The organism is Klebsiella sp. C283 (assembly GCF_048822555.1).
Taxonomy (GTDB): domain Bacteria; phylum Pseudomonadota; class Gammaproteobacteria; order Enterobacterales; family Enterobacteriaceae; genus Klebsiella; species Klebsiella quasipneumoniae.
Genome location: NZ_JBMEZS010000008.1, coordinates 90,765 through 114,788, shown reverse-complemented (window position 1 = coordinate 114,788; position 24,024 = coordinate 90,765). Strand labels below are relative to the sequence as shown.

Annotated in this window: 23 protein-coding genes, 1 pseudogene and 1 riboswitch; of the genes and pseudogenes, 14 read left to right on the top strand and 10 right to left on the bottom strand. The window is 59.1% G+C overall.

Translation table 11 applies throughout. The annotated features are described in order from the left end of the window. Positions 1-18: 18 nt before the first annotated feature. Both glnE and hldE read left to right on the top strand, forming a co-directional pair. Entirely contained in the window at positions 19-2,856 is a 2,838-nt protein-coding gene (glnE, locus tag ACOI7Z_RS16905) for a bifunctional [glutamate--ammonia ligase]-adenylyl-L-tyrosine phosphorylase/[glutamate--ammonia-ligase] adenylyltransferase (protein ID WP_170927797.1), read from the top strand. 58 nt (positions 2,857-2,914) lie between these two features. Next, positions 2,915-4,348, top strand: coding sequence for a bifunctional D-glycero-beta-D-manno-heptose-7-phosphate kinase/D-glycero-beta-D-manno-heptose 1-phosphate adenylyltransferase HldE (hldE, locus tag ACOI7Z_RS16900; RefSeq protein WP_023291033.1), 1,434 nt, complete (start codon positions 2,915-2,917; stop codon positions 4,346-4,348). An 80-nt stretch (positions 4,349-4,428) separates the two neighbouring features. On the opposite strand, the pseudogene ACOI7Z_RS16895 reads toward hldE, so the two are convergent. Continuing rightward, positions 4,429-4,575 (bottom strand): annotated as a pseudogene (locus ACOI7Z_RS16895) (hypothetical protein); the annotation flags it as partial. On the opposite strand from ACOI7Z_RS16895, the gene glgS reads away from it, so the two are divergent. Next, a complete protein-coding gene (gene glgS / locus ACOI7Z_RS16890; RefSeq protein ID WP_004205248.1) occupies positions 4,567-4,764 on the top strand; it encodes a cell surface composition regulator GlgS in 198 nt (65 codons plus the stop codon). The pseudogene ACOI7Z_RS16895 and the gene glgS overlap by 9 nt on opposite strands. A gap of 34 nt (positions 4,765-4,798) precedes the next feature. Here glgS and ubiK read toward each other — a convergent pair whose 3' ends face one another. Next, on the bottom strand, positions 4,799-5,071 hold the full coding sequence (gene ubiK, locus ACOI7Z_RS16885) for a ubiquinone biosynthesis accessory factor UbiK (RefSeq protein WP_004174355.1): 273 nt from the start codon (positions 5,069-5,071) through the stop codon (positions 4,799-4,801). A 120-nt stretch (positions 5,072-5,191) separates the two neighbouring features. Next, positions 5,192-5,343, top strand: a riboswitch (FMN riboswitch). Between the two features lie 105 nt (positions 5,344-5,448). Here ubiK and ribB point away from each other — a divergent pair. Further along, the gene (gene ribB / locus ACOI7Z_RS16880) at positions 5,449-6,102 is read left to right on the top strand and encodes a 3,4-dihydroxy-2-butanone-4-phosphate synthase (RefSeq protein WP_023159075.1); all 654 of its coding nucleotides are present in this window, start codon (positions 5,449-5,451) and stop codon (positions 6,100-6,102) included. Between the two features lie 63 nt (positions 6,103-6,165). On the opposite strand, the gene zupT is transcribed toward ribB, so the two are convergent. Then, positions 6,166-6,936, bottom strand: a complete 771-nt coding sequence (zupT, locus tag ACOI7Z_RS16875; RefSeq protein WP_023291032.1) for a zinc transporter ZupT — start codon at positions 6,934-6,936, stop codon at positions 6,166-6,168. Positions 6,937-7,122: 186 nt separating this feature from the next. Between zupT and ygiD the strand changes: the two genes are divergently transcribed. Next, positions 7,123-7,914, top strand: coding sequence for a 4,5-DOPA dioxygenase extradiol (gene ygiD, locus ACOI7Z_RS16870; protein ID WP_087848573.1), 792 nt, complete (start codon positions 7,123-7,125; stop codon positions 7,912-7,914). 42 nt (positions 7,915-7,956) lie between these two features. On the opposite strand, the gene ACOI7Z_RS16865 is transcribed toward ygiD, so the two are convergent. The 3 genes from ACOI7Z_RS16865 to tolC all read right to left on the bottom strand — a co-directional run bounded on the left by ACOI7Z_RS16865 (position 7,957) and on the right by tolC (position 11,422). Beyond that, complete coding sequence (locus tag ACOI7Z_RS16865; RefSeq protein WP_023291031.1) at positions 7,957-9,117, bottom strand: glutathionylspermidine synthase family protein; 1,161 nt, start codon at positions 9,115-9,117, stop codon at positions 7,957-7,959. 5 nt (positions 9,118-9,122) lie between these two features. Continuing rightward, a complete protein-coding gene (locus ACOI7Z_RS16860; RefSeq protein ID WP_002916849.1) occupies positions 9,123-9,794 on the bottom strand; it encodes a DUF1190 family protein in 672 nt (223 codons plus the stop codon). A 167-nt stretch (positions 9,795-9,961) separates the two neighbouring features. Next, positions 9,962-11,422 (bottom strand): outer membrane channel protein TolC, encoded by a 1,461-nt coding sequence (gene tolC / locus ACOI7Z_RS16855; protein ID WP_087848574.1) that lies wholly within the window; start codon positions 11,420-11,422, stop codon positions 9,962-9,964. Between the two features lie 196 nt (positions 11,423-11,618). On the opposite strand from tolC, the gene nudF reads away from it, so the two are divergent. From nudF to parE, 5 genes are read left to right on the top strand one after another with little or no spacing between them, the layout of a single operon-like run. After that, entirely contained in the window at positions 11,619-12,251 is a 633-nt protein-coding gene (nudF, locus tag ACOI7Z_RS16850) for an ADP-ribose diphosphatase (RefSeq protein ID WP_087848575.1), read from the top strand. Next, positions 12,248-12,670 carry a DUF1249 family protein gene (locus ACOI7Z_RS16845; protein WP_004205239.1) on the top strand — a complete coding sequence of 141 codons (423 nt, stop codon included), beginning with the start codon at positions 12,248-12,250 and terminating at the stop codon, positions 12,668-12,670. Before nudF ends, ACOI7Z_RS16845 begins: the two co-directional genes overlap by 4 nt. 24 nt (positions 12,671-12,694) lie before the next feature. Further along, positions 12,695-13,522, top strand: a complete 828-nt coding sequence (gene cpdA, locus ACOI7Z_RS16840; RefSeq protein WP_004205237.1) for a 3',5'-cyclic-AMP phosphodiesterase — start codon at positions 12,695-12,697, stop codon at positions 13,520-13,522. Next, on the top strand, positions 13,522-14,097 hold the full coding sequence (yqiA, locus tag ACOI7Z_RS16835) for an esterase YqiA (RefSeq protein ID WP_004205236.1): 576 nt from the start codon (positions 13,522-13,524) through the stop codon (positions 14,095-14,097). Before cpdA ends, yqiA begins: the two co-directional genes overlap by 1 nt. Positions 14,098-14,127: 30 nt before the next feature. After that, positions 14,128-16,023, top strand: coding sequence for a DNA topoisomerase IV subunit B (parE, locus tag ACOI7Z_RS16830; RefSeq protein WP_004205235.1), 1,896 nt, complete (start codon positions 14,128-14,130; stop codon positions 16,021-16,023). A 73-nt stretch (positions 16,024-16,096) separates the two neighbouring features. Here the strand turns inward: parE and ACOI7Z_RS16825 are convergent, their stop codons facing one another. The 4 genes from ACOI7Z_RS16825 to qseB all read right to left on the bottom strand — a co-directional run bounded on the left by ACOI7Z_RS16825 (position 16,097) and on the right by qseB (position 19,186). Further along, complete coding sequence (locus ACOI7Z_RS16825; protein ID WP_023291029.1) at positions 16,097-16,411, bottom strand: putative quinol monooxygenase; 315 nt, start codon at positions 16,409-16,411, stop codon at positions 16,097-16,099. A gap of 81 nt (positions 16,412-16,492) precedes the next feature. After that, the gene (locus ACOI7Z_RS16820) at positions 16,493-17,074 is read right to left on the bottom strand and encodes an NAD(P)H-dependent oxidoreductase (RefSeq protein WP_023291028.1); all 582 of its coding nucleotides are present in this window, start codon (positions 17,072-17,074) and stop codon (positions 16,493-16,495) included. Positions 17,075-17,180: 106 nt separating this feature from the next. After that, positions 17,181-18,530 (bottom strand): quorum sensing histidine kinase QseC, encoded by a 1,350-nt coding sequence (gene qseC / locus ACOI7Z_RS16815; RefSeq protein ID WP_087848576.1) that lies wholly within the window; start codon positions 18,528-18,530, stop codon positions 17,181-17,183. Beyond that, entirely contained in the window at positions 18,527-19,186 is a 660-nt protein-coding gene (gene qseB, locus ACOI7Z_RS16810; protein ID WP_044524726.1) for a quorum sensing response regulator transcription factor QseB, read from the bottom strand. Before qseB ends, qseC begins: the two co-directional genes overlap by 4 nt. A 149-nt stretch (positions 19,187-19,335) precedes the next feature. Here qseB and ACOI7Z_RS16805 point away from each other — a divergent pair, with 149 nt between their 5' ends. From ACOI7Z_RS16805 to plsC, 4 genes are all read left to right on the top strand, one after another. Then, complete coding sequence (locus tag ACOI7Z_RS16805; protein ID WP_023291025.1) at positions 19,336-19,743, top strand: YgiW/YdeI family stress tolerance OB fold protein; 408 nt, start codon at positions 19,336-19,338, stop codon at positions 19,741-19,743. Between the two features lie 77 nt (positions 19,744-19,820). Beyond that, positions 19,821-20,690, top strand: a complete 870-nt coding sequence (locus ACOI7Z_RS16800) for an AraC family transcriptional regulator (RefSeq protein WP_050533736.1) — start codon at positions 19,821-19,823, stop codon at positions 20,688-20,690. A gap of 120 nt (positions 20,691-20,810) precedes the next feature. Beyond that, positions 20,811-23,069: a DNA topoisomerase IV subunit A gene (parC, locus tag ACOI7Z_RS16795; RefSeq protein WP_004205224.1), complete on the top strand. Its 2,259-nt coding sequence runs from the start codon at positions 20,811-20,813 to the stop codon at positions 23,067-23,069. A 191-nt stretch (positions 23,070-23,260) separates the two neighbouring features. Then, positions 23,261-23,998 carry a 1-acylglycerol-3-phosphate O-acyltransferase gene (plsC, locus tag ACOI7Z_RS16790; RefSeq protein ID WP_004205223.1) on the top strand — a complete coding sequence of 246 codons (738 nt, stop codon included), beginning with the start codon at positions 23,261-23,263 and terminating at the stop codon, positions 23,996-23,998. Positions 23,999-24,024 lie beyond the last annotated feature (26 nt).

Here is a 24,024-nt window from a genome sequence, read left to right as displayed (position 1 = left end):
ACAGGCCAGGGAGCCCCTATGATGCCGCTTTCTTCGCAGTTACAGCAGCACTGGCAGATGGTCGCTGACCGCCTGCCAGCGGATTTCCCCGTCGCCGAACTGAGCCCGCAGGCCAGGTCGGTGATGGCGTTCAGTGATTTTGTCGAACAGAGTGTGATCGCCCAGCCAGGCTGGCTGAACGAGCTTGCCCAGTCTTCACCGGAGGCGGAAGAGTGGCGGCATTATGAGACCTGGCTGCAGGATCGCCTGCAGGCGGTGGCTGACGAAGCGGGATTGATGCGAGAGCTGCGTCTTTTCCGCCGTCATATGATGGTCCGCATCGCCTGGGCGCAGGCGCTGTCGCTGGTAAGCGAAGAAGAGACGCTGCAGCAGTTGAGCGTCCTGGCGGAGACCCTGATTGTCGCCGCCCGCGACTGGCTGTACGCCGCCTGCTGTAAAGAGTGGGGAACGCCCTGCAATGCCGAGGGCCAGCCGCAGCCGCTGCTGATCCTCGGGATGGGAAAGCTGGGCGGCGGCGAGCTGAACTTCTCTTCCGATATCGATCTGATTTTTGCCTGGCCCGAGCATGGCGCCACCCGCGGCGGCCGCCGCGAGCTGGATAACGCCCAGTTCTTTACCCGCCTGGGGCAGCGGCTTATCAAGGCGCTCGACCAGCCGACGCAGGACGGCTTTGTTTATCGGGTGGACATGCGCCTGCGGCCGTTTGGCGACAGCGGGCCGCTGGTGCTCAGCTTTGCGGCGCTGGAGGATTATTACCAGGAGCAGGGCCGGGACTGGGAACGCTACGCGATGGTGAAAGCGCGGATCATGGGCGATAACGACGACGCCTACGCCAGCGAGCTGCGCGCGATGCTTCGCCCCTTCGTCTTCCGCCGCTATATCGACTTCAGCGTGATCCAGTCGCTGCGTAACATGAAAGGCATGATCGCTCGCGAAGTGCGGCGTCGCGGGCTGAAAGACAACATCAAGCTCGGCGCCGGCGGGATCCGTGAAATTGAGTTTATCGTGCAGGTCTTTCAGCTGATCCGCGGCGGTCGCGAACCTGCGCTGCAGCAGCGGGCGCTGCTGCCGACGCTGGCGGCGATTGATGAGCTGCATCTGCTGCCGGAAGGCGACGCGGCGCGGCTGCGCGCGGCCTATCTGTTCCTGCGCCGGCTGGAAAATCTGCTGCAGAGCATCAACGATGAGCAGACTCAGACTCTGCCGCAGGATGAACTGAACCGCGCCAGGCTGGCGTGGGGGATGCATACCGACGACTGGGAGACGCTGAGCGCGCAGCTGGCGAGCCATATGGCCAGCGTGCGGCGGGTGTTTAATGAGCTGATCGGCGATGATGAGGCCCAGTCGCCGGATGAGCAGTTGGCGGAGTACTGGCGCGAACTGTGGCAGGATGCGCTGGAAGAAGATGACGCCAGCCCGGCGCTGGCGCATTTAAACGACGCCGACCGCCGCAGCGTTTTGGCGCTGATTGCTGATTTCCGTAAAGAGCTGGATCGGCGCACCATCGGCCCGCGAGGCCGCCAGGTGCTGGATCAACTGATGCCGCATCTGCTGAGCGAAATCTGCTCGCGCGCCGATGCGCCTCTGCCTCTGGCGCGGATCACGCCGCTGTTGACCGGGATCGTCACTCGCACCACCTATCTTGAGCTACTGAGCGAATTCCCCGGCGCGCTGAAGCACCTGATTACGCTCTGCGCGGCGTCGCCGATGGTCGCCAGCCAGCTGGCGCGCCACCCGCTGCTGCTTGATGAACTGCTGGATCCCAACACCCTCTATCAGCCGACGGCGACCGATGCCTATCGCGACGAGCTGCGCCAGTATCTGCTGCGCGTGCCGGAAGAGGATGAAGAGCAGCAGCTGGAGGCATTGCGCCAGTTCAAGCAGGCGCAGCAGCTGCATATCGCCGCGGCGGATATCGCCGGCACGCTGCCGGTGATGAAGGTCAGCGATCACTTAACCTGGCTTGCCGAAGCGATCCTCGACGCGGTGGTGCAGCAGGCATGGGGACAGATGGTGGCCCGCTACGGCCAGCCGACCCACCTGCACGATCGCCAGGGGCGCGGCTTCGCCGTCGTCGGCTACGGCAAGCTCGGCGGCTGGGAGCTGGGCTACAGTTCCGATCTCGACCTGGTGTTCCTCCATGACTGCCCGGCGGAGGTGATGACCGACGGCGAGCGGGAGATCGACGGCCGTCAGTTCTACCTGCGGCTGGCTCAGCGGATCATGCATCTGTTCAGCACCCGCACCTCGTCCGGTATTCTCTACGAAGTTGACGCCCGGCTGCGCCCTTCCGGCGCGGCGGGGATGCTGGTCACCACCGCCGACGCGTTTGCCGACTATCAGCAGAACGAAGCCTGGACATGGGAGCATCAGGCGCTGGTGCGCGCTCGCGTGGTCTATGGCGACCCGGCGCTGCAGGCGCGATTTGACGCCATTCGTCGCGATATCCTGACCACCGCGCGGGATGGCGCGACCCTGCAGACCGAAGTTCGCGAGATGCGTGAGAAGATGCGCGCCCACCTCGGCAATAAACATGCCGATCGTTTTGATATCAAAGCCGATGCCGGTGGGATCACGGATATTGAATTTATTACCCAGTATCTGGTCCTACGCTATGCCAGCGACAAGCCGAAGTTGACCCGCTGGTCTGATAACGTGCGTATTCTCGAGCTGCTGGCGCAGAACGACATCATGGACGAGGAGGAAGCGCGAGCCTTAACGCACGCGTACACCACCTTGCGTGATGCGCTCCATCACCTGGCCCTGCAGGAGCTGCCGGGACACGTGGCGCCAGAGGCATTCAGCCGGGAGCGTGAGCAGGTCAGCGCCAGCTGGCAGAAGTGGCTGATGGCTTAACTATAAAATCGGGTGTGCTATTATCGCGCGCAAAGTTTGCGTCTCGCAGGAGAGAGTCATGAAAGTAACGCTGCCGGAGTTTGAACGTGCAGGAGTGTTGGTGGTGGGTGATGTGATGCTGGACCGCTACTGGTACGGCCCCACCAGTCGTATTTCCCCGGAAGCCCCGGTGCCGGTGGTGAAGGTGGAAAATATCGAAGAACGTCCTGGCGGCGCGGCAAACGTAGCGATGAACATCGCCTCCCTGGGGGCGACGTCGCGCCTGGTGGGATTGACCGGGATTGATGACGCCGCCCGCGCGCTGAGCCAGGCGCTGGCCAACGTCAATGTGAAGTGCGACTTTGTCTCCGTCCCGACACACCCGACCATCACCAAGCTGCGGGTGCTGTCGCGCAACCAGCAGCTGATTCGCCTCGACTTTGAAGAGGGCTTTTCCGGCGTTGATCCGCAGCCGATGCACGAGCGCATTCAGCAGGCGCTGGGCTCCATTGGCGCGCTGGTTCTCTCGGACTACGCTAAAGGGGCGCTGACCAGCGTCCAGACGATGATCAAGCTCGCCCGTGAAGCAGGCGTGCCGGTGCTGATCGATCCGAAAGGTACCGATTTCGAACGCTATCGCGGCGCAACGCTGCTCACGCCGAACCTCTCTGAGTTTGAAGCGGTGGTGGGCAAGTGCCAGAATGAAGCGGAGATCGTTGAGCGCGGCATGAAGCTCATCGCCGAATTCGAACTGTCAGCGCTGCTGGTGACGCGCTCTGAGCAGGGGATGACGCTGCTGCAGCCGGGGCGTCCGCCGCTGCATATGCCGACCCAGGCCCAGGAAGTGTACGATGTCACCGGCGCCGGCGACACGGTGATTGGCGTGCTGGCGGCGACCCTGGCCTCCGGCAATACCCTGGAAGAGGCCTGCTATTTCGCCAACGCCGCGGCGGGCGTGGTGGTTGGCAAGCTGGGGACCTCCACCGTTTCTCCTGTCGAGCTGGAAAATGCGGTTCGCGGCCGGGCTGAGACTGGCTTCGGCGTGATGAGCGAAGAGGAACTCAAACAGGCGGTTGCGGCAGCGCGCAAGCGCGGCGAGAAAGTGGTTATGACCAACGGCGTCTTCGACATTCTGCACGCCGGCCATGTCTCCTATCTGGCGAATGCGCGCAAACTGGGCGACCGTCTGATCGTGGCGGTCAACAGCGATGCCTCCACCAAACGTCTGAAAGGCGAAACCCGCCCGGTGAACCCGCTGGAGCAGCGGATGATCGTGCTGGGGGCGCTGGAGGCGGTCGACTGGGTGGTCTCCTTCGAAGAAGATACACCGCAGCGCCTGATTGCCGGGATCCTGCCGGATCTGCTGGTCAAAGGCGGCGACTACAAACCGGAACAGATCGCCGGCAGTGAAGAGGTCTGGGCGAACGGTGGCGAAGTGCTGGTGCTCAACTTTGAAGATGGGTGCTCAACCACCAACATTATTAAGAAAATACAGAAAGATAGCGAAAAATAACCGTTTCGCTATTCACCCACCAGAACGGTGCGGCATCACGGCCTGCGATAGCGATATCGCGGGCCGTTTTTATTTAATGATGTGGAAAATGATTTGGCGCAATAAATAATCACATTAAGCGCATTTTTCGTACAAATGGCGTTAAGGTAAGCGTAAATACTGAAGTGAGTAAAAGGCATATGACTGATCAGAACATCCACCGCTGAAGGAGTATGCGCATGAACCATAACGATATGTATTCAATGAAGAATTTTGATTTTTTGGCGCGGAGTTTCGCCAGAATGCACGCCCAGGGCCAGCCAGTTGATCTTCAGGCCATCGTCGGCAATATGGATGAAGAACATCGTGAATGGTTTTGCCAGCGCTATGAACTGTACTGTCGTCAGGTGAACAGCCCGGCGGAAGCCGCACACTAAGTCAACGCAAACGGGCCCCTGAGGGCCCGTTTTTTTACTGCTGCTCTTCGCTGCCAGGCGTCGTCGCCGGGCGGTTTTCAAGGTCATTCAGGCGCTGTTCCAGCAGCGCCAGTTTTTCGCGGGTCCGCAGCAGAACCTGAGTCTGCACGTCAAACTCTTCGCGGCTAACCAGATCCAGGCGGGTCAGCTGCGACTGCAGCGCCTGGCGGATTTTCTTCTCAACATCCTCACCCAGATCGCGAAGTCCTTTTGGCATCGACTCATGGACCTGGCGGGCGATTTGTTCAATTTTTTTCGGGTCAATCATGGTGGTTTCCTGCTCGGGTCGGATGATTGATCATTGTAGTGCGAACCAGGCCGCCTATAAACCAGAAATGTTTGAAGCTTATGCATTGCCGAGGATAGTCAATAGCGTTATAGTTATCTCGCTTATTCTCAGGGCGGGGCGAAATTCCCCACCGGCGGTAAATCAACCATGGCGTTGAAAGCCCGCGAGCGCTTCCCGTGACTACGGGAAGGTCAGCAGATCCGGTGTAATTCCGGGGCCGACGGTTAAAGTCCGGATGGGAGAGAGTAACGGCACAGTCGGGCCCAGGCCCGCTCGCGTTGACTTTTGCCGCTAAACCGGCGCTCCTAAGACTGCCCTGATTCTGGTAACCATAATTTTAATGAGGTTTTTTTACCATGAATCAGACGCTCCTTTCTTCTTTTGGTACCGCTTTTGAACGTGTGGAACACGCTTTAAACGCCCTGCGCGAAGGCCGCGGCGTGATGGTGCTTGACGATGAAGACCGTGAAAACGAAGGCGATATGATTTTCGCCGCCGAAACCATGACCGTAGAGCAGATGGCGCTGACCATTCGTCACGGCAGCGGCATTGTGTGCCTGTGCCTGACCGAAGATCGCCGTAAACAGCTGGATCTGCCGATGATGGTGGAGAACAACACCAGCGCCTACGGCACCGGCTTTACCGTCACCATCGAAGCGGCCGAAGGCGTGACCACTGGCGTTTCCGCTGCCGACCGCGTGACCACTGTCCGCGCGGCGATTGCCGACGGCGCGAAACCTTCCGATCTCAACCGTCCTGGCCACGTTTTCCCGCTGCGGGCGCAGCCGGGCGGCGTACTGACCCGCGGCGGCCACACCGAAGCCACTATCGATCTCGTGACCCTCGCCGGCTTCAAACCGGCAGGCGTGCTGTGCGAGCTGACCAATGACGATGGCACTATGGCCCGCGCGCCGGAGTGCATCAAGTTCGCTCAGCAGCATAATATGGCAGTGGTCACGATTGAAGATCTGGTGGCCTATCGTCGCGAACATGAGCGTAAAGCCAGCTAATCAGCGGCTGACAACGCCAGTGAAAACAGCCCACTTTTTAGTGGGCTGTATTGTTTCTGCGCCTTAACCGATGCCCATCGTCTGGAGCACCACCAGGCTCAGCCCCATCACCGACATCCCGCACAGGACGCCATAGCTCGGGTTGCTTTGCGGATCGATCTCTTTTGCCAGCGGCATCAGTTCATCGACCGACAGCGCCACCATAATCCCGGCGACGGCGGCCATGATCGCGCCCATGACCAGCGGCGAGACCAGGCTGCCCAGAATCAGCCACGCCAGCACGCCGCCTAAAATCTCCGCCATACCGGAAAGACCGGCCCAGAGCACCGCCTTGCTGCGCGATCCGGTAGCGGCATATACCGGCCCGGCAACCGCCAAACCTTCAGGAATATTGTGCAGGGCGACGGCAAGCGCCACTCCCATGCCAAGCTCGAGGTTGTTGCTGGCCGTGACATAGGTGGCGATGCCTTCCGGAAAATTATGCAGGCTGATACCTAGCGTCAGCAAAATGGCGGTGCGGCGTAAATTGCGCGGCCGCGGCGCGGCGGGGGTCATCAGATCCTGCGGATGGGCGTGCGGCAGCAGGCGATCGAGACCAAAGTAGCCCAGCAGGCCGACAACAAACATTCCGTAGCCGAGCAGCGGCGACATGCCCTCGGCGGCCAGCGCGGCAGGCAGCATTTCCATCAACGAAATCAACAGCATGATCCCGGCGGCAAAGCCGAGGGAGAAGCCAAGCAGGCGGTTAGAGGGTTTCTGGCCAATCACGCCGAATATGGCGCCAATAAAGGTTGCGCTACCGGCTAACAGCGTCAATATTAAGGGTGATGACATCGCTTCTCTCCCTGCGAAAATAAGTGCATACGAGTATATTGCCTGAGGATGCGCGTACGGGACAGCTCCCTTTACCGCGAATTACATTCAAATTTTCTGACGATCATCATCATGGTTATCTGAGTTTATCCTGGCGCAAAAGCGCGTAATGTGAGCACATCACATTGACACCCTAAGGATATCATCATGTCCCGTACCCGAATGCCCGCGTTGTTCCTCGGCCATGGCAGCCCAATGAACGTGCTGGAAGACAATCGCTATACCCGCGCCTGGGCTCACCTGGGCGAAACCCTGCCGCGTCCGAAAGCGATCGTGGTGGTCTCTGCGCACTGGTTCACGCGCGGTACGGGCGTGACGGCGATGGAGGCCCCGAAGACCATTCACGACTTTGGCGGCTTCCCGCAGGCGCTGTATGACACTCATTACCCGGCTCCGGGTTCCCCGGCGCTGGCGCAACGACTGGTGGAGTTGCTCTCGCCGGTGCCGGTTACCCTCGATAAAGAAGCCTGGGGATTTGACCATGGTTCATGGGGCGTGCTGATTAAGATGTATCCGCAGGCGGATATCCCGATGGTTCAGCTGAGCATCGACAGCACCAAACCGCCGGCCTGGCATCTTGAAATGGGGCGGAAGCTGGCCTCGCTGCGTGATGAAGGCATTATGCTGGTGGCCAGCGGCAACGTGGTGCATAACCTGCGTACCGCCCGCTGGCATGGCGAGAACACGCCGTATCCGTGGGCGGAGTCCTTCAACAACTACGTGAAGGCGAATTTGCAGTGGCAGGGCCCGGACGATCAGCACCCGCTGGTTAACTACCTGGCACATGAAGGGGGCTCGCTCTCCAACCCAACGGCGGAGCATTTCCTGCCGCTGTTATATGTCCTGGGGGCGTGGGACGGCGTTGAGGCGATTTCGACCCCGGTCGATGGCATCGAGATGGGCTCGTTGAGTATGCTGTCGGTGGTAGTTGGCACCTGATAGACTGTGCTCCGGCGGCGGTATCGTCGCCGGAGCGCGACATTATTCGACGAAAATGTGCGGATAGAAGCGCGACAGATCCTGGGTAATCAGCGCCCGGTCTTCACGAATGCCGATCCCGGCGGGCTGATCGTTGATGAGCCAGCTGCCAATCAGCGTGTAGCTGTCACCAAACTTCGGCAGCGGGTAAAATTCCTGCACGATTGTGCCTTCTTCTCCGTACGGGCCTTCCACGGCTTCCAAAACTTTGCCATTCTCAACGATCGACACGTTGGCGCCTTCGCGGGAGAAGATTGGCTTAATGACGTACTTCTCCATCTCCGGATGGGCATCTTCGCTGAAGTAAGCCGCCAGCAGATTCGGATGATTAGGGAACATTTCCCACAGCATCGGCAGCAGCGCTTTGTTGGAGATGATGCTCTTCCACGCCGGCTCCAGCCAGCGGACGCCGGCGTCTTCCAGCTTGGTGGAAAACATCTCCCGCAGCATAAACTCCCACGGATAGAGCTTGAACAGGTTGCCAATCACCTGATCCTGGAGATCGGTAAACTGGCCTTTTTCACCCAGACCAATATCTTCGATGTAGAGGAATTCCGTTGCCAGCCCCGCCTCGGCGGCGCAGTCCTGCAGATATTGCACGGTGCCGCGATCTTCAACGGTATCGCGGCAGCAGGCCATATGCAGCAGCTGGAAGCCAAACTGCTCGCGCAGCTCACCGAAGCGATCGATTAGCTTTTCCTGCAGGCTGTTGAACTGATCGCTGCCCGCCGGCAGTTTGCCGGCGTTGAGCTGGTCTTCCAGCCAGATCCACTGGAAGAAGGCTGCTTCATACAGCGAGGTTGGCGTGTCGGCATTGTTCTCCAGCAGCTTCGGCTCGCCGACGCCATCCCAGGCCAGGTCGAGACGTGAGTAGAGTGACGGCTGGTTGGTTTTCCACGACTGGCGCACAAAGCCCCAGGTGTGTTTAGGGATGCGGAATTTGGCCATCAGCTCATCGCTGGCGATCACTTTTTCCACCACCTGAAGACACATCTGATGCAGCTCGGCGGTGACCTCCTCCAGCTTTTCCACCTGGGCGAGGGTCAGCTTGTAATAAGCCTCTTCGCTCCAGTAGGGCTCGCCGTACATGGTGTGGAAGTTGAAGCCGTATTCGGTCGCTTTCTCGCGCCAGTCCGGGCGCTCGGTAATGCTGACTCTTTCCATGTTGCTTAGCCGCCCATTGAGCGAGAAGAGGAGGTGGAGCCTGCGGCGCTACGCTGCATGGTCGACTGCTTCGCCACCGACTCGCCGAAGCCCCCGCGGGTGACGGTGGTGGTGGTCGCTGGCTTCGGCGCCATCGCGGTTTTCGGCACGTTCATGGTGCGGCCCGGCTGGGCGGCGCCATAGCTCTTGCCGCTGGCGTCAGTGTACTGACCGTAGGCCGGGCTGGCCGGGTTTTTGGAGCTGAACAGCGGCTGCTGTTGCGCCATGCCGCCGCCCATCAGGCGGCCCATCATGTAGCCGGCCATCAGCGGCATCCAGAAGCTGCCGCTGCTTTGCGCCTGCGCCTGGTTTTCCGGGGCGACGCCCGCCTGGGCAGGCGTTTGCTGGCACTGGCCTTCGCCAAACTCGGCGACGCAGTCTTCGCGGGTGGCATATTTCGGCGCGGTGCGCTCTGCCTCTTTTACCGCGTTGGTGTAGGCCGTGGTGCATTCGGCAGCTTTGCCCGGGTTGGCGGCGGAGCAGTCATCGGCGTTCTGGTACAGCGAGACCGTTTCGTCGCTTTTTTCACAACCGGCAAGCATAAAGACCGCGGTGACGGCCAGGGCGACCGGCGTCAGGTGGCGTGCGCTCCAGCTTTTGCGGAACGACGAATGATTAATATTTTTTGTCCGTTTCATATTTGTCTTCCAGGACCCAGTGGTATGGCGTGTGTTAACGCTCAGGATAGAGGATGAGTGGTGGAAAATGAAGCGAAGAGGGGCGCTAAGCGGGGGATCTTTACGTTGCCTTACGTTTAACGCATCGCCTGTCCGGCGGACAGGCGATGCGCGTCACAGTATGAGAATTACTGACGGAACGGATTGCTGCCGCTGCTTTGGGTCGTCGTCCGTGCAGACGCCGGCTTCACGGCCGCGGTCGTGTTGCCGTAACCGTCGGCAGTGGCATCCTGCTGCGGATTTTCCGGCGCGACGCTGTCCGCGGAGGTGGAGATCGGTTTGCCCAGGGTGTTGTTCAGGGCGACCAGATCCTGCTCGTTCAGCGTACCTAACGCCGACTTGATGTTCAGCTCGTTGATCAGGTAGTTGTAGCGCGCATTCGAGAGCTGCTGTTTGGCGTTGTACAGCGTGGTGGTGGCGTCGAGGACGTCAACGATAGTACGGGTACCCACCGAGTAGCCAGCTTCCATCGCATCCAGGGAGCTTTGCGCAGAGACCACCGCCTGTTTGTAGGCGTTGATGCTGCTGATAGAGGCATTCACGTTGTTAAACGAAGAACGCACGGTCTGGACCACGCTGCGGTGAGCGCTTTCCAGCTGCTCGCTGGCGCCGACGAAGTTGTACTGCGCCTGTTTAACCTGCGAGTTAACCATCCCGCCCTGATACAGCGGCATGGAGAAGCTCAGGCCGATTTTGTTCTGACCGATATCAGCATCTTGCGCGATGCTGTTTGAGCCGCTGTAGCGGTTGTTGGAAACGCCCGACGAGGCGTTCAAATCCAGGGTCGGCAAATGGCCGTCCTGCGCCTGGCGAATCTGCTCGCGGGCCAGGTCCTGATTCAGACGCGCCTGCAGCAGCGACAGGTTGCGGTTCTCCGCTTCCTTCAGCAGGGCGTTCACCGCCTGCGGTTTGCTGGTTTTGAAGCCGTCTACGTTCAGGGAGGCCAGCTCCGGGTAGTAGTTGCCGGTAACCTGGCGCAGCTCTTCCACGGCGTTGTCGAGATCGTTACGCGCGGTCACTTCGTTCGCCAACACGGCGTCGTATTGTGAACGGGCGTTCTGCACGTCGGTGATCGCCACCAGACCGACGTTAAAGCGCTGGGTGGTTTGATCCAACTGGCGGTAAATAGCCTGTTTCTGCGCTTCGGTATAAGAGAGCGTGTCGATGGCGGCCAGCACTTTGAAATAGGCCGTCGCGGTATTCAGAATCAGCGTTTGCTGATCGGTCTGATACGTGACATCCTGAATGCCTGCCGTTTTTTCCTGCAGCGTCAGGGCGCGCCATTTCGACATATCAAACAGAACCTGCGTTAACTGCAGCGAGCCGCTGGTGACGTTAGAATTCTGGTCTTTATAATCACGGAAGCCGCTGGTATAGGTATAATCCGCTCCCAGCCCGAGCTGAGGCAGTAATGGACTGCGCGCTTCGTTGATCTTTTCGAACGCGGCGTCACGATCGGCTGCCGATTTACGCAGATCGGGGTTGCTGATGCGCGCCTGCTGGTAAACCTGAAGCAGGTTTTCCGCCTGGCTCATGGCGCTGAACCCGGTCAGGCTCAGGCCGATAAGAATGGGGAGCAATTTCTTCATTTGCATTCCTTGTTGTGAAGCATTTAGCGCTGGTCTAATTCTAAGAAAAATTCCGCTGATTGTATCGATTCTGCCGCCGTAAAAAGTTGGCGTTACGTGCCATCCGGCGGTAATTTGCACCAATCTAACATACGGACCGTAAAACGGTAGCCAAACGGTCTGGAAATCCCTCATTTCGGATTAGCAGGACATGACAATGAGCAAACCCATTCACCAGGGAATTACCTTCTCCAAAAATGATGTAGAAATTATTGCACGCGAAACGCTGTATCGTGGTTTTTTTTCGCTCGATTTATACCGTTTTCGCCACCGTCTGTTTAACGGCGGCATGAGCGGCGAAGTCACCCGTGAAATTTTTGAGCGCGGGCATGCCGCCGTCTTGCTACCCTTTGACCCGGTGCGGGACGAAGTGGTGCTGGTCGAACAAATCCGTATCGCCGCCTATGATACCAGCGAGAGCCCTTGGCTGCTGGAAATGGTCGCCGGCATGATCGAGGCGGGTGAGACGGTAGAAGATGTCGCCCGTCGGGAAGCGCTGGAGGAGGCCGGCATTGAAGTTGGGCGGACGAAACCAATATTAAGCTATCTGGCCAGTCCTGGCGGCACCAGCGAACGGTTATCGATCCTGGTGGGCGAAGTTGATGCATCGACGGCAAAAGGCATTCACGGCCTGGCCGAGGAAAATGAGGATATTCGGGTGCATGTGGTGAGCCGGGAGCAGGCTTACCAGTGGGTAGAAGAGGGGAAAATCGACAACGCAGCCTCTGTCATCGCCTTGCAATGGCTGCAATTGCATTATCACAATTTACGAAACGAGTGGACAAAATGAAGCGTTATACACCTGACTTCCCTGAGATGATGCGCCTGTGCGAGACCAATTTCGCCCAGTTGCGCCGCCTGTTGCCGCGAACGGATGCAGCGGGTGAGAAGGTGAGCTATCAGGTGGGAAGCGCGCAATATCGGTTAACGATAACGGAATCAACCCGCTACACTACTCTGGTGGCGATAGAGCAGACTCTGCCAGCGGTGAGCTACTGGAGTCTGCCGTCGATGACCGTTCGCCTCTACCATGACGCCATGGTGGCCGAAGTGTGTTCGAGTCAGCAGATCTTTCGCTTCAAAGCGCGATATGATTATCCTAATAAAAAGTTGCATCAACGCGACGAAAAGCATCAAATTAACCAGTTTCTGGCCGACTGGCTGCGTTACTGTTTAGCACATGGAGCGATGGCGATTCCGGTTTGTTAGCGTCGTTAAACCTAAGGACACCATTTGGAAAGCCTGTTAAACCTACCTCTGGCTGGTGAGGCCAGAGTCAGGATCTTACAAATTACTGATACTCACCTGTTTGCTGAAAAACATGAAACGTTGTTAGGCATCAATACCTGGGAAAGCTATCAGGCCGTACTGTCGGCCATTCATGCCTCACAGCGTCCATGCGATTTGATTGTCGCAACAGGCGATTTGGCGCAGGATCACTCCTCCGCGGCCTACCAGCATTTTGCTGAGGGCATCGCGAGTTTCGCTGCACCCTGCGTCTGGCTACCGGGCAACCATGATTTCCAGCCGGCGATGTACAGCACCCTGCAGGAGTCGGGCATTTCCCCCGCCAAGCGCGTGTTTCTCGGCGACCACTGGCAGATCCTGCTGCTGGACAGCCAGGTGTTTGGCGTTCCCCATGGCGAGCTGAGCGACTTCCAGCTGGAATGGCTCGAACATAAGCTGGCGGAGGCGCCGGAGCGTTATACCTTACTCCTGCTGCATCATCATCCGCTGCCGGCCGGCTGCAGCTGGCTGGATCAACACAGTCTGCGCAACGCCGGCGCGCTGGACAGCGCGCTGAGCGCCTGGCCGCGGGTGAAGCATCTGCTGTGCGGCCATATTCATCAGGAGCTGGATCTCGACTGGAATGGCCGACGTATGATGGCGACGCCGTCGACCTGCGTTCAGTTCAAACCGCACTGCGCCAATTTCACCCTCGATACGGTGTCGCCGGGCTGGCGCTGGCTGGAGCTTCACCCTGACGGAACGCTGACTACCGAAGTGTGCCGCCTGGAAGGCGCGGCGTTTCATCCGGATATTGCTTCAGAAGGCTACTGATGGCGACGCTCCTTTATCTGCACGGCTTTAACAGTTCTCCGCGCTCGGCGAAGGCGACGGCGTTAAAGACCTGGCTGGCGCAGCACTATCCTGAGATCGCCATGGTGGTGCCGGAGCTGCCGCCTTACCCGGCGGAAACGGCGGAGCTGCTGGAGTCCATCGTGCTGGAGCACGGCGGCGAGCCGCTGGGGGTCGTAGGGTCGTCGCTGGGCGGCTACTACGCCACCTGGCTGTCGCAGTGCTTTATGCTGCCAGCGGTAGTGGTTAACCCGGCGGTGCGGCCGTTTGAGCTGCTGAACAATTTTCTCGGCCACAATGAGAATCCGTACACCGGGCAGCAATATGTGCTAGAGTCTCGCCATATTTACGATCTCAAAGTCATGCAAATCGACCCGCTCGAAGCGCCGGATTTACTCTGGCTGCTGCAGCAGACCGGGGATGAAGTGCTTGATTACCGCCAGGCCGTTCATTACTACGCCTCCTGCCGGCAGACGGTGGAGGAGGGCGGTAATCACGCATTTGTCGGCTTTGACGATCATTTCACTCAGATTATCGAATTTCTCGGCCTGCGCTAAACGGCCCTGAACGACCTACGAATACACACCATGACGCAATCTTCATATAACGCTGATGCCATTGAGGTACTCACCGGGTTAGAGCCGGTGCGCCGCCGTCCGGGCATGTATACCGACACCACCCGTCCTAACCATCTTGGTCAGGAAGTGATTGATAACAGTGTGGACGAAGCGCTGGCAGGCCATGCCAAACGCGTGGAAGTGATCCTGCACGCCGACCAGTCCCTCGAGGTGATTGACGACGGGCGCGGGATGCCGGTCGACATTCACCCGGAAGAGGGGGTGCCAGCGGTTGAACTGATCCTCTGCCGGCTGCACGCGGGCGGTAAGTTTTCCAACAAAAATTACCAGTTTTCCGGCGGTCTGCACGGGGTGGGGATTTCGGTGGTCAACGCCCTGTCAAAACGCGTGGAGGTCAACGTGCGTCGCGACGGTCAGGTCTACAGCATCGCCTTTGAGAATGGTGAGAAAGTAGAGGACCTGCACGTCACCGGCACCTGCGGTAAACGCAACACCGGGACCAGCGTCCATTTCTGGCCGGACGAAAGCTTCTTCGATAGCCCGCGCTTCTCCGTTTCGCGTTTGACCCACTTGTTAAAAGCGAAAGCGGTGCTGTGCCCGGGCGTGGAAATTGTTTTCCGCGACCAGGTCAATAACAGCGAGCAGAGCTGGTGCTATGCCGATGGCCTTAACGACTACCTGAGCGAAGCGGTGAACGGCCTGCCGCTGCTGCCGGAAAAACCCTTCGTCGGCACCTTCTCCGGCGAGACGGAAGCGGTGGACTGGGCGCTGCTGTGGCTGCCGGAAGGCGGCGAGCTGCTGACCGAGAGCTACGTCAACCTGATCCCGACCATGCAGGGCGGGACGCACGTCAACGGCCTGCGTCAGGGGCTGCTGGACGCGATGCGTGAGTTCTGCGAGTACCGTAATATCCTGCCGCGCGGGGTGAAACTGTCGGCGGAAGATATCTGGGATCGCTGCGCCTACGTGCTGTCGGTGAAGATGCAGGATCCGCAGTTCGCCGGGCAAACCAAAGAGCGCCTGTCGTCGCGCCAGTGCGCGGCGTTCGTCTCCGGCGTGGTGAAAGACGCCTTCAGCCTGTGGCTGAACCAGAACGTGCAGGCCGCGGAGCTGCTGGCGGAGATGGCTATTTCCAGCGCCCAGCGCCGTCTGCGCGCCGCCAAGAAAGTGGTGCGCAAAAAGCTGACCAGCGGTCCGGCGCTGCCGGGTAAGCTGGCCGACTGCACCGCCCAGGATCTGAACCGTACCGAGCTGTTCCTCGTCGAAGGGGATTCGGCGGGCGGTTCAGCCAAGCAGGCGCGCGATCGTGAATATCAGGCGATCATGCCGCTGAAAGGCAAGATCCTGAATACCTGGGAAGTCTCTTCCGATGAAGTGTTAGCTTCGCAAGAAGTTCACGACATTTCGGTGGCGATTGGGATTGACCCGGATAGCGATGATTTAAGCCAGCTGCGCTACGGCAAAATTTGTATTCTGGCGGATGCGGACTCCGATGGTCTGCACATCGCCACGCTGCTGTGCGCGCTGTTTGTGAGACATTTCCGTACCCTGGTGAAAGAGGGGCACGTCTACGTGGCGCTGCCGCCGCTGTACCGTATCGACCTCGGCAAAGAGGTCTACTACGCGCTGACGGAAGAAGAAAAAACCGGCGTGCTGGAGCAGCTGAAGCGTAAGAAGGGCAAGCCAAACGTCCAGCGCTTTAAAGGTCTCGGCGAGATGAACCCGATGCAGCTGCGGGAAACCACCCTCGACCCGAATACCCGCCGCCTGGTGCAGCTGGTGATCAGCGATGAGGATGAGCAGCAGACCACGGCGATGATGGATATGCTGCTGGCCAAGAAGCGTTCCGAAGATCGTCGTAACTGGTTGCAGGAGAAGGGCGATATGGCGGACCTGGAAGTGTAAGACCGCGCGCTGCGCCAGACGTAAAAGGGAGCCTCAGGCTCCCTTTTCTTATTTCGTTTCTGCGTCAGCGGGCTTAGACGCCGGCCTGCAGGATACGGATGTTGGTCTCCAGCACATCGCCTTTGACCGCTTCCGACCAGGCTTTCATGTGCGGGGTCTGCAGGTGCGCTTCAAGATGCGCGACGCTTTCCCACTGCTCCACCATGACGATAGAGTCAGGAGCGGTGGTCTGGAAGCTGACGCCAGCGGCATGATCCACCATGGGCGCATAGCCGTGGCAGCCGGCTTCCTGCAAAACGGTTGGAATAATTTTCGCGAACTGATCGAGAACCGCCTGGCGGTGGTGCTGGCCCGGGCGGGTACGGATTTCTGCAATCACTGTTAACATGGTTAACTCAACTCCTTCTGTGTGGATCTTGTCATACTCCAGGTTCGAATAACTCGAAATATGTAGAGCATAGACGCCTAGTTAACCAAAAATTTCCGCCAGATGCTTGCGATATTCTGCGATATAGCGTGGGACATCAGGCATTTTAATCACGTCGTTGGCGATAAAGGTTGGCAGCGCCTCCATACCCAGGAACTGGTTGGCTTTATGGAACGGCAGGTAAACGCCGTCAACACCGACGCCGTGGAAGAACTGTTCTTCGTCGGTGAAGGCTTCCATCGGCGCGTTCCAGGTCAGGGAGAGCATATATTTTTTCCCTTGCACCAGGCCGCCGGAGCCATATTTTTTGCTGGCGTCGGAGCGGGTACGGCCGTCGCTGGCGTACAGTGAGCCGTGGCCTTCGGTAAAGACGTCATCCATATATTTTTTCACCGTCCACGGGGCGCCCATCCACCAGCCCGGCATCTGCCAGATCACCACATCGGCCCAGAGGAAATTCTGCACTTCGGCTTTTACGTCGTACTCGCTGTCGGCGCGAACGCTTTTAACATCGTGTCCGGCGTCGCGCAGATAACTCTCCGCGACCTCGGTCAGGGTGTCGTTCAGCTGGCCATTCGAGTGCGCGAATTTTTTTGCGCCATTGATAATCAGGATGTTGCTCATGATTTGTCCTCAATCTTGAAAATTTGCCGACGATCTTACCCCGCGAAGCGGGGCAGTAAAATGAGCAAAATGTGCAAAGTCTTTTGCTAAATGAGCAATAATATCGCTACCAGTCAACGCGGGCTTCGAAGCCGCCGTCGCGGGCATTGGCAAACTCGACGCGCATGCCGTGCAGCGAGGCGATGCGCCGGACGATCGACAAGCCCAGGCCGCTGCCCGTAGCATCCTGACCCGGCGGGCGGTAGAAACGCTCGCCGATGCGCGCCAGCGCCTGCGGGCTGATGCCGGGGCCGTTATCGCGTACCCGAAACTCTCGGGCGTTGAGGGTGATATCGACCTGGCTGCCGCGCGGGCTGTAGCGTACCGCGTTATCCAGCAGATTGCGCACCAGCAGGCTGAGGAGCAGCGGCTGGCCGGTGCGGGAGATGCCAGAGACATTAAGATGCAGGCGCAGCTCAATCCCGGCCTGCTGCGCCGGGTGGTACATCTCCATTACCGCCGACTGCAGCAGATCGTCGATGGCGACCGGCTGCACGTCGTCCAGCTGGGCGAGCGAGTCCAGCCGCGACAGCGTCAGCAGCTGATCCACCAGACGGGTGGCGCGATCGATCCCGTGATGGAGCTGAGCCAGGGCTTTCTCACGCCCTTGTGGATCGTCCAGAGAGAGCTGGGCGACTTCAGTCTGCACCTTCAGCGCCGCCAGCGGGCTGCGCAGCTCGTGGGCGGCATCAGAGGTAAACCGACGCTCGCGCAGCATGACGTCGTGGGTGCGCTGGAACAGCTGATTCAGCGACTCGACCAGCGGGCGGACTTCAGTGGGGATCTTCTCCACGCTGAGCGATTCCGCCGAGTCCGGCGCGCGCAGGCGCAGCGTGCGCGCCAGATGTTTCAACGGCGCCAGTTCGCGGCTTAACAGCACGATGAGCAGCACGAACATCAGCGGCAGGGCGATCATCCACGGCGTTAGCTGCGAGGTAACAATGTCCATCGCCATTTCGCGGCGATAATCCCACTCCTGGCCGACGGCGATACGGTGGCGGCCATCGGCGGTGGTTAACCACAGGAAGCGCCACTCGTCATCATCGCCGCGCAGGTAGCCATCGCTGAAGCCCTCGCGCTGCGAGTGCCATTGAATATCCTCCCCGTTTTCGCCGTCGTTAAGCACCATTTTGCCGTCGCGGGTGAAGATGGCGAACGCCAGCGCATCGTCGTCGATATGCCCGTGGCGCACCTTTTTCTTTTCCCCGAGCGATGTCGGCGGGGCGCGGAGCTCTTCGAAATTCATGACGCTCAGGCGGCGGGCGAACAGCAGCTGCTGGGTATCAAACAGCTTATCCAGCTTTTTACTGGTCTGCTGCCAGGCGATCACGCTGGCCACCCCCCAGGCGGCGGCGGTCAGCACGGCAAACAGCAGCGTCAGACGCAGGCGCAGGCTCAGGCGGGCAAGTCGTTTCATGCGTCACCCAGGGTATAGCCGATGCCGTGGACGGTGCGGATAAATTCACTGCCGAGTTTGCGGCGCAGATGATGGACGTGAACTTCCACGGCGTTGCTGGAGACCTCGTCGTCCCAGGTGTAGAGCTTTTCTTCAATAAGCTTACGCGGCAGTACGCGCCCGGCGTTACGCAGCAGCAGTTCCAGCAGGGCGAACTCCTTCGGCTTCAGCGTCAGGCTTTCGCCGTCGAGGCTGGCGGTTAAGCGGTTCGGGTCAAGGCTCACCTTGCCGTGGCGCAGCTCACTGCTGCTCTGGCCGTGGGCGCGGCGGATCAATGCTTCGAGGCGGGCCGCTACCTCAATCAGGGCGAAAGGTTTGCACAGATAATCATCGGCGCCCAGGCGCAGCCCCTCCACCCGCTGGCTCAGCGCATCGCGGGCGGTGAGGATCAGCACCGGCTCATGGCGGCCTTTGTCGCGCCACTCGCGCAGAATATCGAGGCCATCGATGCCGGGAAGGGTGAGATCAAGAATTGCCGCGTCGTAGGGGGCGCTGTATAAGGCGTTTTTGCCCTCCAGCCCGGCGGTAAACCAGTCGATGCTGAAGCCCATTTTGCTCAGCCCGGCCTTGATGCCATCGCCGATTAACTTGTCATCTTCCACCAATAATATGCGCATTTTCCCTCCTGCCAACCCGGCTGCTCTGCGCAGTAAACCGCGTTGCGACCGGGGTTGTACAGCATTAAAATTTCTTTTTTCCCCTTAAGAAGTCGTTAAGTTTTGTCGGGCGTAATAGGAGCCATATCAACACGAAGGGAGAACACATCATGAAGAAAATTGCTGCGATGACCGCGATCGTTGCCCTGGTTTCCATGCCGGTGCTGGCTGCCGGACAGGGCGGGTATACCGGTCCTTCTGCGACCACGCCGGCAAGTTCGACCACCCAGGGCGGCGGATTTACCGGCCCGAGCGGCGCGGTCACCACCGTCACCAATGTCAAATCGCTGCGGGACGATACCTGGGTGACCCTGCGGGGCAAAATTACCGAGCGCGTGTCCGATGATCTGTATAAGTTCCAGGATGCTACCGGGGTGATCAATGTCGATATCGACCACAAACGCTGGAACGGCGTCACCGTCGGCCCGCAGGACACGGTAGAAATTCAGGGGGAAGTCGATAAGGACTGGAACTCGGTGGAGATCGACGTTAAACAGATCCGTAAAATCACGCCATAAGTCTCCGGCGGATAAGCGCAAGATCGGTCAGGAATCGCTATCCTCGCTCTGTCAGAGTATGTCGCGAGGAGGAGACGATGAACGATATTAAGGCCAGCCCGGCGTATGCCGGGCGCTTCCAGCGCGTCTGTAGATACATTGCGCGTCATCTTGATGAGCCGCTGTCGCTGGAGGCGCTGAGCGCGATAGCGCACAGTTCGCCTTACCATTTTCACCGGCAATTTAGCGCGTATACCGGCATTCCCTTGTACCGGTATATTCAGTGGTTGCGTCTGCGACGCGCCTGTTGGCGCCTGGCGTTCAACCCCCGCGATAAAATCATCGACATTGCCCTTGATGCCGGATTTCAGAATGCGGAGTCGTTCAGCCGTGCCTTCCGTACCGCGTTTGACCAAAGCCCGACCCAGTTCCGTCAGCAACCGGACTGGGCCGAGTGGCATCGACGCGTACCGAAACATACGCTACAGGAGCAAACGTCGATGGACGTCAATATCATTTCGTTCCCCACCACCCGGGTAGCCGTCCTGCAACATCGTGGCAGCCCGGACCTTGTCAACGCCACCGCCGCGCGTTTTATCGCCTGGCGTAAGACGAGCGGATTATCGCCCGTTGCCACCAGCGAAACCTGGGGGATCGCCTGGGACGATCCGCAGACTACCCCGCAGGAGGCATTTCGTTTTGATCTCTGCGGTACGGTCGAACGGCCGGTTGGTGAAAACGCCTTTGGCGTGATTAACGGCGAAATCCCCGGCGGACGCTGCGCCGTCGTGCGCCATCACGGCTCGCTGGACACCCTGGCGAACAGCGTTTGGTATCTCTATCGCGACTGGTTACCCGCTTCAGGCGAGACGTTACGGGATTTTCCGGTCTACTTCCGTTACCACAATTTTGTCCACCAGGTGGCTGAGCATGAGCTGCAAACCGATATTTATCTGCCGCTGGCCTGATTAAGGTGACGGAATCCTCAACCGATCTCACGGCCTGTGACTCAGGGCGTGAGATCGGGTATTATCGCGGGTAGTTTTGCCGTCCGAACGGTCGGTACCCAGATTGAGGATCCACGATTAATGAGCGATATGGCAGAGCGCCTTGCGCTGCATGAATTTACGGAAAATGCTTACCTGAACTACTCCATGTACGTGATCATGGACAGGGCATTACCGTTTATTGGCGATGGCTTAAAACCGGTCCAGCGTCGCATCGTCTATGCGATGTCCGAACTGGGGTTGAACGCCAGCGCCAAATTCAAAAAGTCCGCCCGCACCGTCGGCGACGTGCTGGGTAAATATCACCCACACGGCGACAGCGCCTGCTATGAAGCGATGGTGCTGATGGCGCAACCCTTCTCCTATCGCTATCCGCTGGTGGATGGCCAGGGGAACTGGGGGGCGCCGGACGATCCGAAATCCTTCGCCGCCATGCGTTACACCGAATCCCGCCTGTCGAAGTATGCCGAGCTGCTGCTCAGCGAGCTGGGGCAGGGGACGGTCGACTGGGTGCCAAACTTTGACGGTACGCTGCAGGAGCCGAAAATGCTGCCGGCGCGCCTGCCAAACATCCTGCTCAACGGCACCACCGGCATCGCGGTGGGCATGGCGACCGATATTCCGCCTCACAACCTGCGTGAAGTGGCGAAAGCGGCGATTACGCTGATTGAGCAGCCGAAAACGACCCTCGACGAACTGCTGGATATCGTGCAGGGACCGGATTTCCCGACCGAGGCGGAGATCATCACTTCGCGGGCGGAAATTCGCAAAATCTACCAGAACGGACGCGGCTCGGTGCGCATGCGCGCGGTATGGAGCAAAGAGGACGGCGCGGTAGTGATCAGCGCGCTGCCGCACCAGGTCTCCGGCGCCAAAGTACTGGAGCAGATTGCCGCGCAGATGCGCAATAAAAAGCTGCCGATGGTGGACGACCTGCGCGACGAATCGGACCACGAAAATCCGACCCGCCTGGTGATCGTCCCGCGCTCCAACCGGGTGGATATGGAGCAGGTGATGAACCACCTGTTCGCCACCACCGATCTGGAGAAGAGCTACCGCATCAACCTCAATATGATCGGTCTCGACGGCCGCCCGGCGGTAAAAAACCTGCTGGAGATCCTCAGCGAATGGCTGGTGTTCCGTCGCGATACCGTACGTCGCCGTCTGAACCACCGGTTAGAGAAGGTCCTTAAGCGCCTGCATATCCTTGAAGGTTTGCTGGTGGCGTTCCTCAATATTGATGAAGTCATCGAGATCATCCGCACGGAAGATGAGCCGAAGCCAGCCCTGATGTCGCGCTTTGCCATCAGCGAAACCCAGGCGGAAGCGATTCTGGAACTGAAACTGCGCCATCTCGCCAAACTGGAAGAGATGAAGATCCGCGGCGAGCAGAACGAGCTGGAAAAAGAGCGCGATCAGCTGCAGGCGATTCTGGCCTCTGAACGTAAGATGAACAACCTGCTGAAGAAAGAGCTGCAGGCCGATGCCGATGCTTTCGGCGACGATCGCCGCTCGCCGCTTCACGAGCGTGAAGAAGCGAAAGCGATGAGCGAGCATGATATGCTGCCGTCTGAGCCGGTCACCATCGTTCTGTCGCAGATGGGCTGGGTGCGCAGCGCCAAAGGGCACGACATCGACGCCCAGGGGCTGAGCTATAAAGCGGGCGACAGCTGGAAAGCTTCGGCCAAGGGCAAGAGCAACCAGCCGGTGGTGTTTATCGATACCACCGGACGCAGCTATGCCATCGATCCGATTACCCTGCCCTCGGCGCGTGGCCAGGGTGAGCCGCTGACCGGCAAGCTGACGCTGCCGCCGGGCGCGACCGTGGAACATATGCTGATGGAAGGCGACGATCAGAAACTTCTGATGGCCTCCGACGCCGGCTACGGTTTTGTCTGCACCTTCAACGATCTGGTGGCGCGCAACCGCGCCGGCAAAGCGTTGATCACCCTGCCTGACAACGCGCATGTGATGCCGCCGCTGGTCATTGAGGACGAGTCCGATATGCTGCTGGCCATCACCGCCGCCGGGCGGATGCTGATGTTCCCGGTCAGCGATCTGCCGCAGCTGTCGAAAGGCAAGGGTAACAAAATCATCAACATTCCTGCGGCGGAAGCCGCCGCCGGCCAGGACGGTCTCGCACATCTGTTTGTCCTGCCGCCGCAGAGTACGCTAACCATTCATGTCGGCAAACGGAAGATCAAACTGCGTCCGGAAGAGCTGCAAAAAGTCACCGGCGAGCGCGGCCGCCGCGGTTCGCTGATGCGCGGTCTGCAGAAGATTGACCGTGTTGAAATTGACTCGCCGCGCCGCGCCGCGGCAGGCGATAGCGAAGAGTAAGCGCTTCTCCTCCCGTCTTTGACGGGAGGAGGCGAAAAAAAGCCGCAAAATCGTTGTTTATTCAGGCGTTGCGATTAACAATGTCCATCATCAGGGGCCCAGGAAGAACGGTCCCGGCCTGCGCAGAACTTGTGAGCCTGCCTTCTGCCAGCAGCGAATAATTCTAAGCGGTTTGGGTTTTAGAGGTAGCTATGCTATTCATTTTTCGAGTAATTTTTGTGGTCATTTACTGCATCGTAGTGTGCATACTTGGCTGTCTGTACTGCTTGTTCAGCCCGCGTAATCCAAAACACGTTGCCACTTTCGGCCATCTGTTTGGCCGCTTATCCCCGGTGTTTGGTCTGAAGGTGGAGCTGCGCAAACCTGCCGATGCGGAAAGCTATGGCAACGCGATCTACATCGCTAACCACCAAAACAACTATGATATGGTGACGGCATCTAACATCGTGCAGGCCCCGACGGTCACCGTGGGGAAAAAGAGCCTGTTGTGGATCCCGTTCTTTGGCCAGCTGTACTGGCTGACCGGTAATCTGCTGATTGACCGCAATAACCGAACCAAAGCGCACGGCACCATTGCCGAGGTCGTCAACGCCTTTAAAAAGCGTAAAATTTCGTTCTGGATGTTCCCGGAAGGGACCCGCAGCCGCGGTCGCGGTCTGCTGCCGTTTAAAACCGGCGCCTTCCACGCGGCTATTGCCGCCGGCGTGCCGATTATTCCGGTGTGTGTCTCGAATACATCGAATAAAATAAAGCTCAATCGCTGGAACAACGGTCTGGTGATTGTGGAAATGCTGCCGCCGGTGGATACCAGCCAGTTCGGTAAAGACAACGTGCGCGCGCTGGCGACGCATTGCCGCGAGCTGATGGCCGCCAAAATCGCTGAGCTGGACAACGAAGTGGCCGAGCGCGAAGCGGCCGGTAAGCAATAAGACAGGAAACGCCGCCAACGCGCGCG

What these genes read in the sequence shown, in the direction of transcription:
- ACOI7Z_RS16865 (WP_023291031.1), bottom strand. Translation starts at nt 9,117, where the DNA reads ATGGAAAGAGTCAGCATTACCGAGCGCCCGGACTGGCGCGAGAAAGCG.
- plsC (WP_004205223.1), top strand. Translation starts at nt 23,261, where the DNA reads ATGCTATTCATTTTTCGAGTAATTTTTGTGGTCATTTACTGCATCGTA.
- ACOI7Z_RS16820 (WP_023291028.1), bottom strand. Translation starts at nt 17,074, where the DNA reads ATGAGCAACATCCTGATTATCAATGGCGCAAAAAAATTCGCGCACTCG.
- hldE (WP_023291033.1), top strand. Translation starts at nt 2,915, where the DNA reads ATGAAAGTAACGCTGCCGGAGTTTGAACGTGCAGGAGTGTTGGTGGTG.
- glnE (WP_170927797.1), top strand. Translation starts at nt 19, where the DNA reads ATGATGCCGCTTTCTTCGCAGTTACAGCAGCACTGGCAGATGGTCGCT.
- glgS (WP_004205248.1), top strand. Translation starts at nt 4,567, where the DNA reads ATGAACCATAACGATATGTATTCAATGAAGAATTTTGATTTTTTGGCG.
- qseC (WP_087848576.1), bottom strand. Translation starts at nt 18,530, where the DNA reads ATGAAACGACTTGCCCGCCTGAGCCTGCGCCTGCGTCTGACGCTGCTG.
- yqiA (WP_004205236.1), top strand. Translation starts at nt 13,522, where the DNA reads ATGGCGACGCTCCTTTATCTGCACGGCTTTAACAGTTCTCCGCGCTCG.
- ubiK (WP_004174355.1), bottom strand. Translation starts at nt 5,071, where the DNA reads ATGATTGACCCGAAAAAAATTGAACAAATCGCCCGCCAGGTCCATGAG.
- qseB (WP_044524726.1), bottom strand. Translation starts at nt 19,186, where the DNA reads ATGCGCATATTATTGGTGGAAGATGACAAGTTAATCGGCGATGGCATC.
- ACOI7Z_RS16800 (WP_050533736.1), top strand. Translation starts at nt 19,821, where the DNA reads ATGAACGATATTAAGGCCAGCCCGGCGTATGCCGGGCGCTTCCAGCGC.
- parE (WP_004205235.1), top strand. Translation starts at nt 14,128, where the DNA reads ATGACGCAATCTTCATATAACGCTGATGCCATTGAGGTACTCACCGGG.
- zupT (WP_023291032.1), bottom strand. Translation starts at nt 6,936, where the DNA reads ATGTCATCACCCTTAATATTGACGCTGTTAGCCGGTAGCGCAACCTTT.
- nudF (WP_087848575.1), top strand. Translation starts at nt 11,619, where the DNA reads ATGAGCAAACCCATTCACCAGGGAATTACCTTCTCCAAAAATGATGTA.
- parC (WP_004205224.1), top strand. Translation starts at nt 20,811, where the DNA reads ATGAGCGATATGGCAGAGCGCCTTGCGCTGCATGAATTTACGGAAAAT.
- ygiD (WP_087848573.1), top strand. Translation starts at nt 7,123, where the DNA reads ATGTCCCGTACCCGAATGCCCGCGTTGTTCCTCGGCCATGGCAGCCCA.
- ACOI7Z_RS16805 (WP_023291025.1), top strand. Translation starts at nt 19,336, where the DNA reads ATGAAGAAAATTGCTGCGATGACCGCGATCGTTGCCCTGGTTTCCATG.
- ribB (WP_023159075.1), top strand. Translation starts at nt 5,449, where the DNA reads ATGAATCAGACGCTCCTTTCTTCTTTTGGTACCGCTTTTGAACGTGTG.
- ACOI7Z_RS16845 (WP_004205239.1), top strand. Translation starts at nt 12,248, where the DNA reads ATGAAGCGTTATACACCTGACTTCCCTGAGATGATGCGCCTGTGCGAG.
- tolC (WP_087848574.1), bottom strand. Translation starts at nt 11,422, where the DNA reads ATGAAGAAATTGCTCCCCATTCTTATCGGCCTGAGCCTGACCGGGTTC.
- ACOI7Z_RS16825 (WP_023291029.1), bottom strand. Translation starts at nt 16,411, where the DNA reads ATGTTAACAGTGATTGCAGAAATCCGTACCCGCCCGGGCCAGCACCAC.
- ACOI7Z_RS16860 (WP_002916849.1), bottom strand. Translation starts at nt 9,794, where the DNA reads ATGAAACGGACAAAAAATATTAATCATTCGTCGTTCCGCAAAAGCTGG.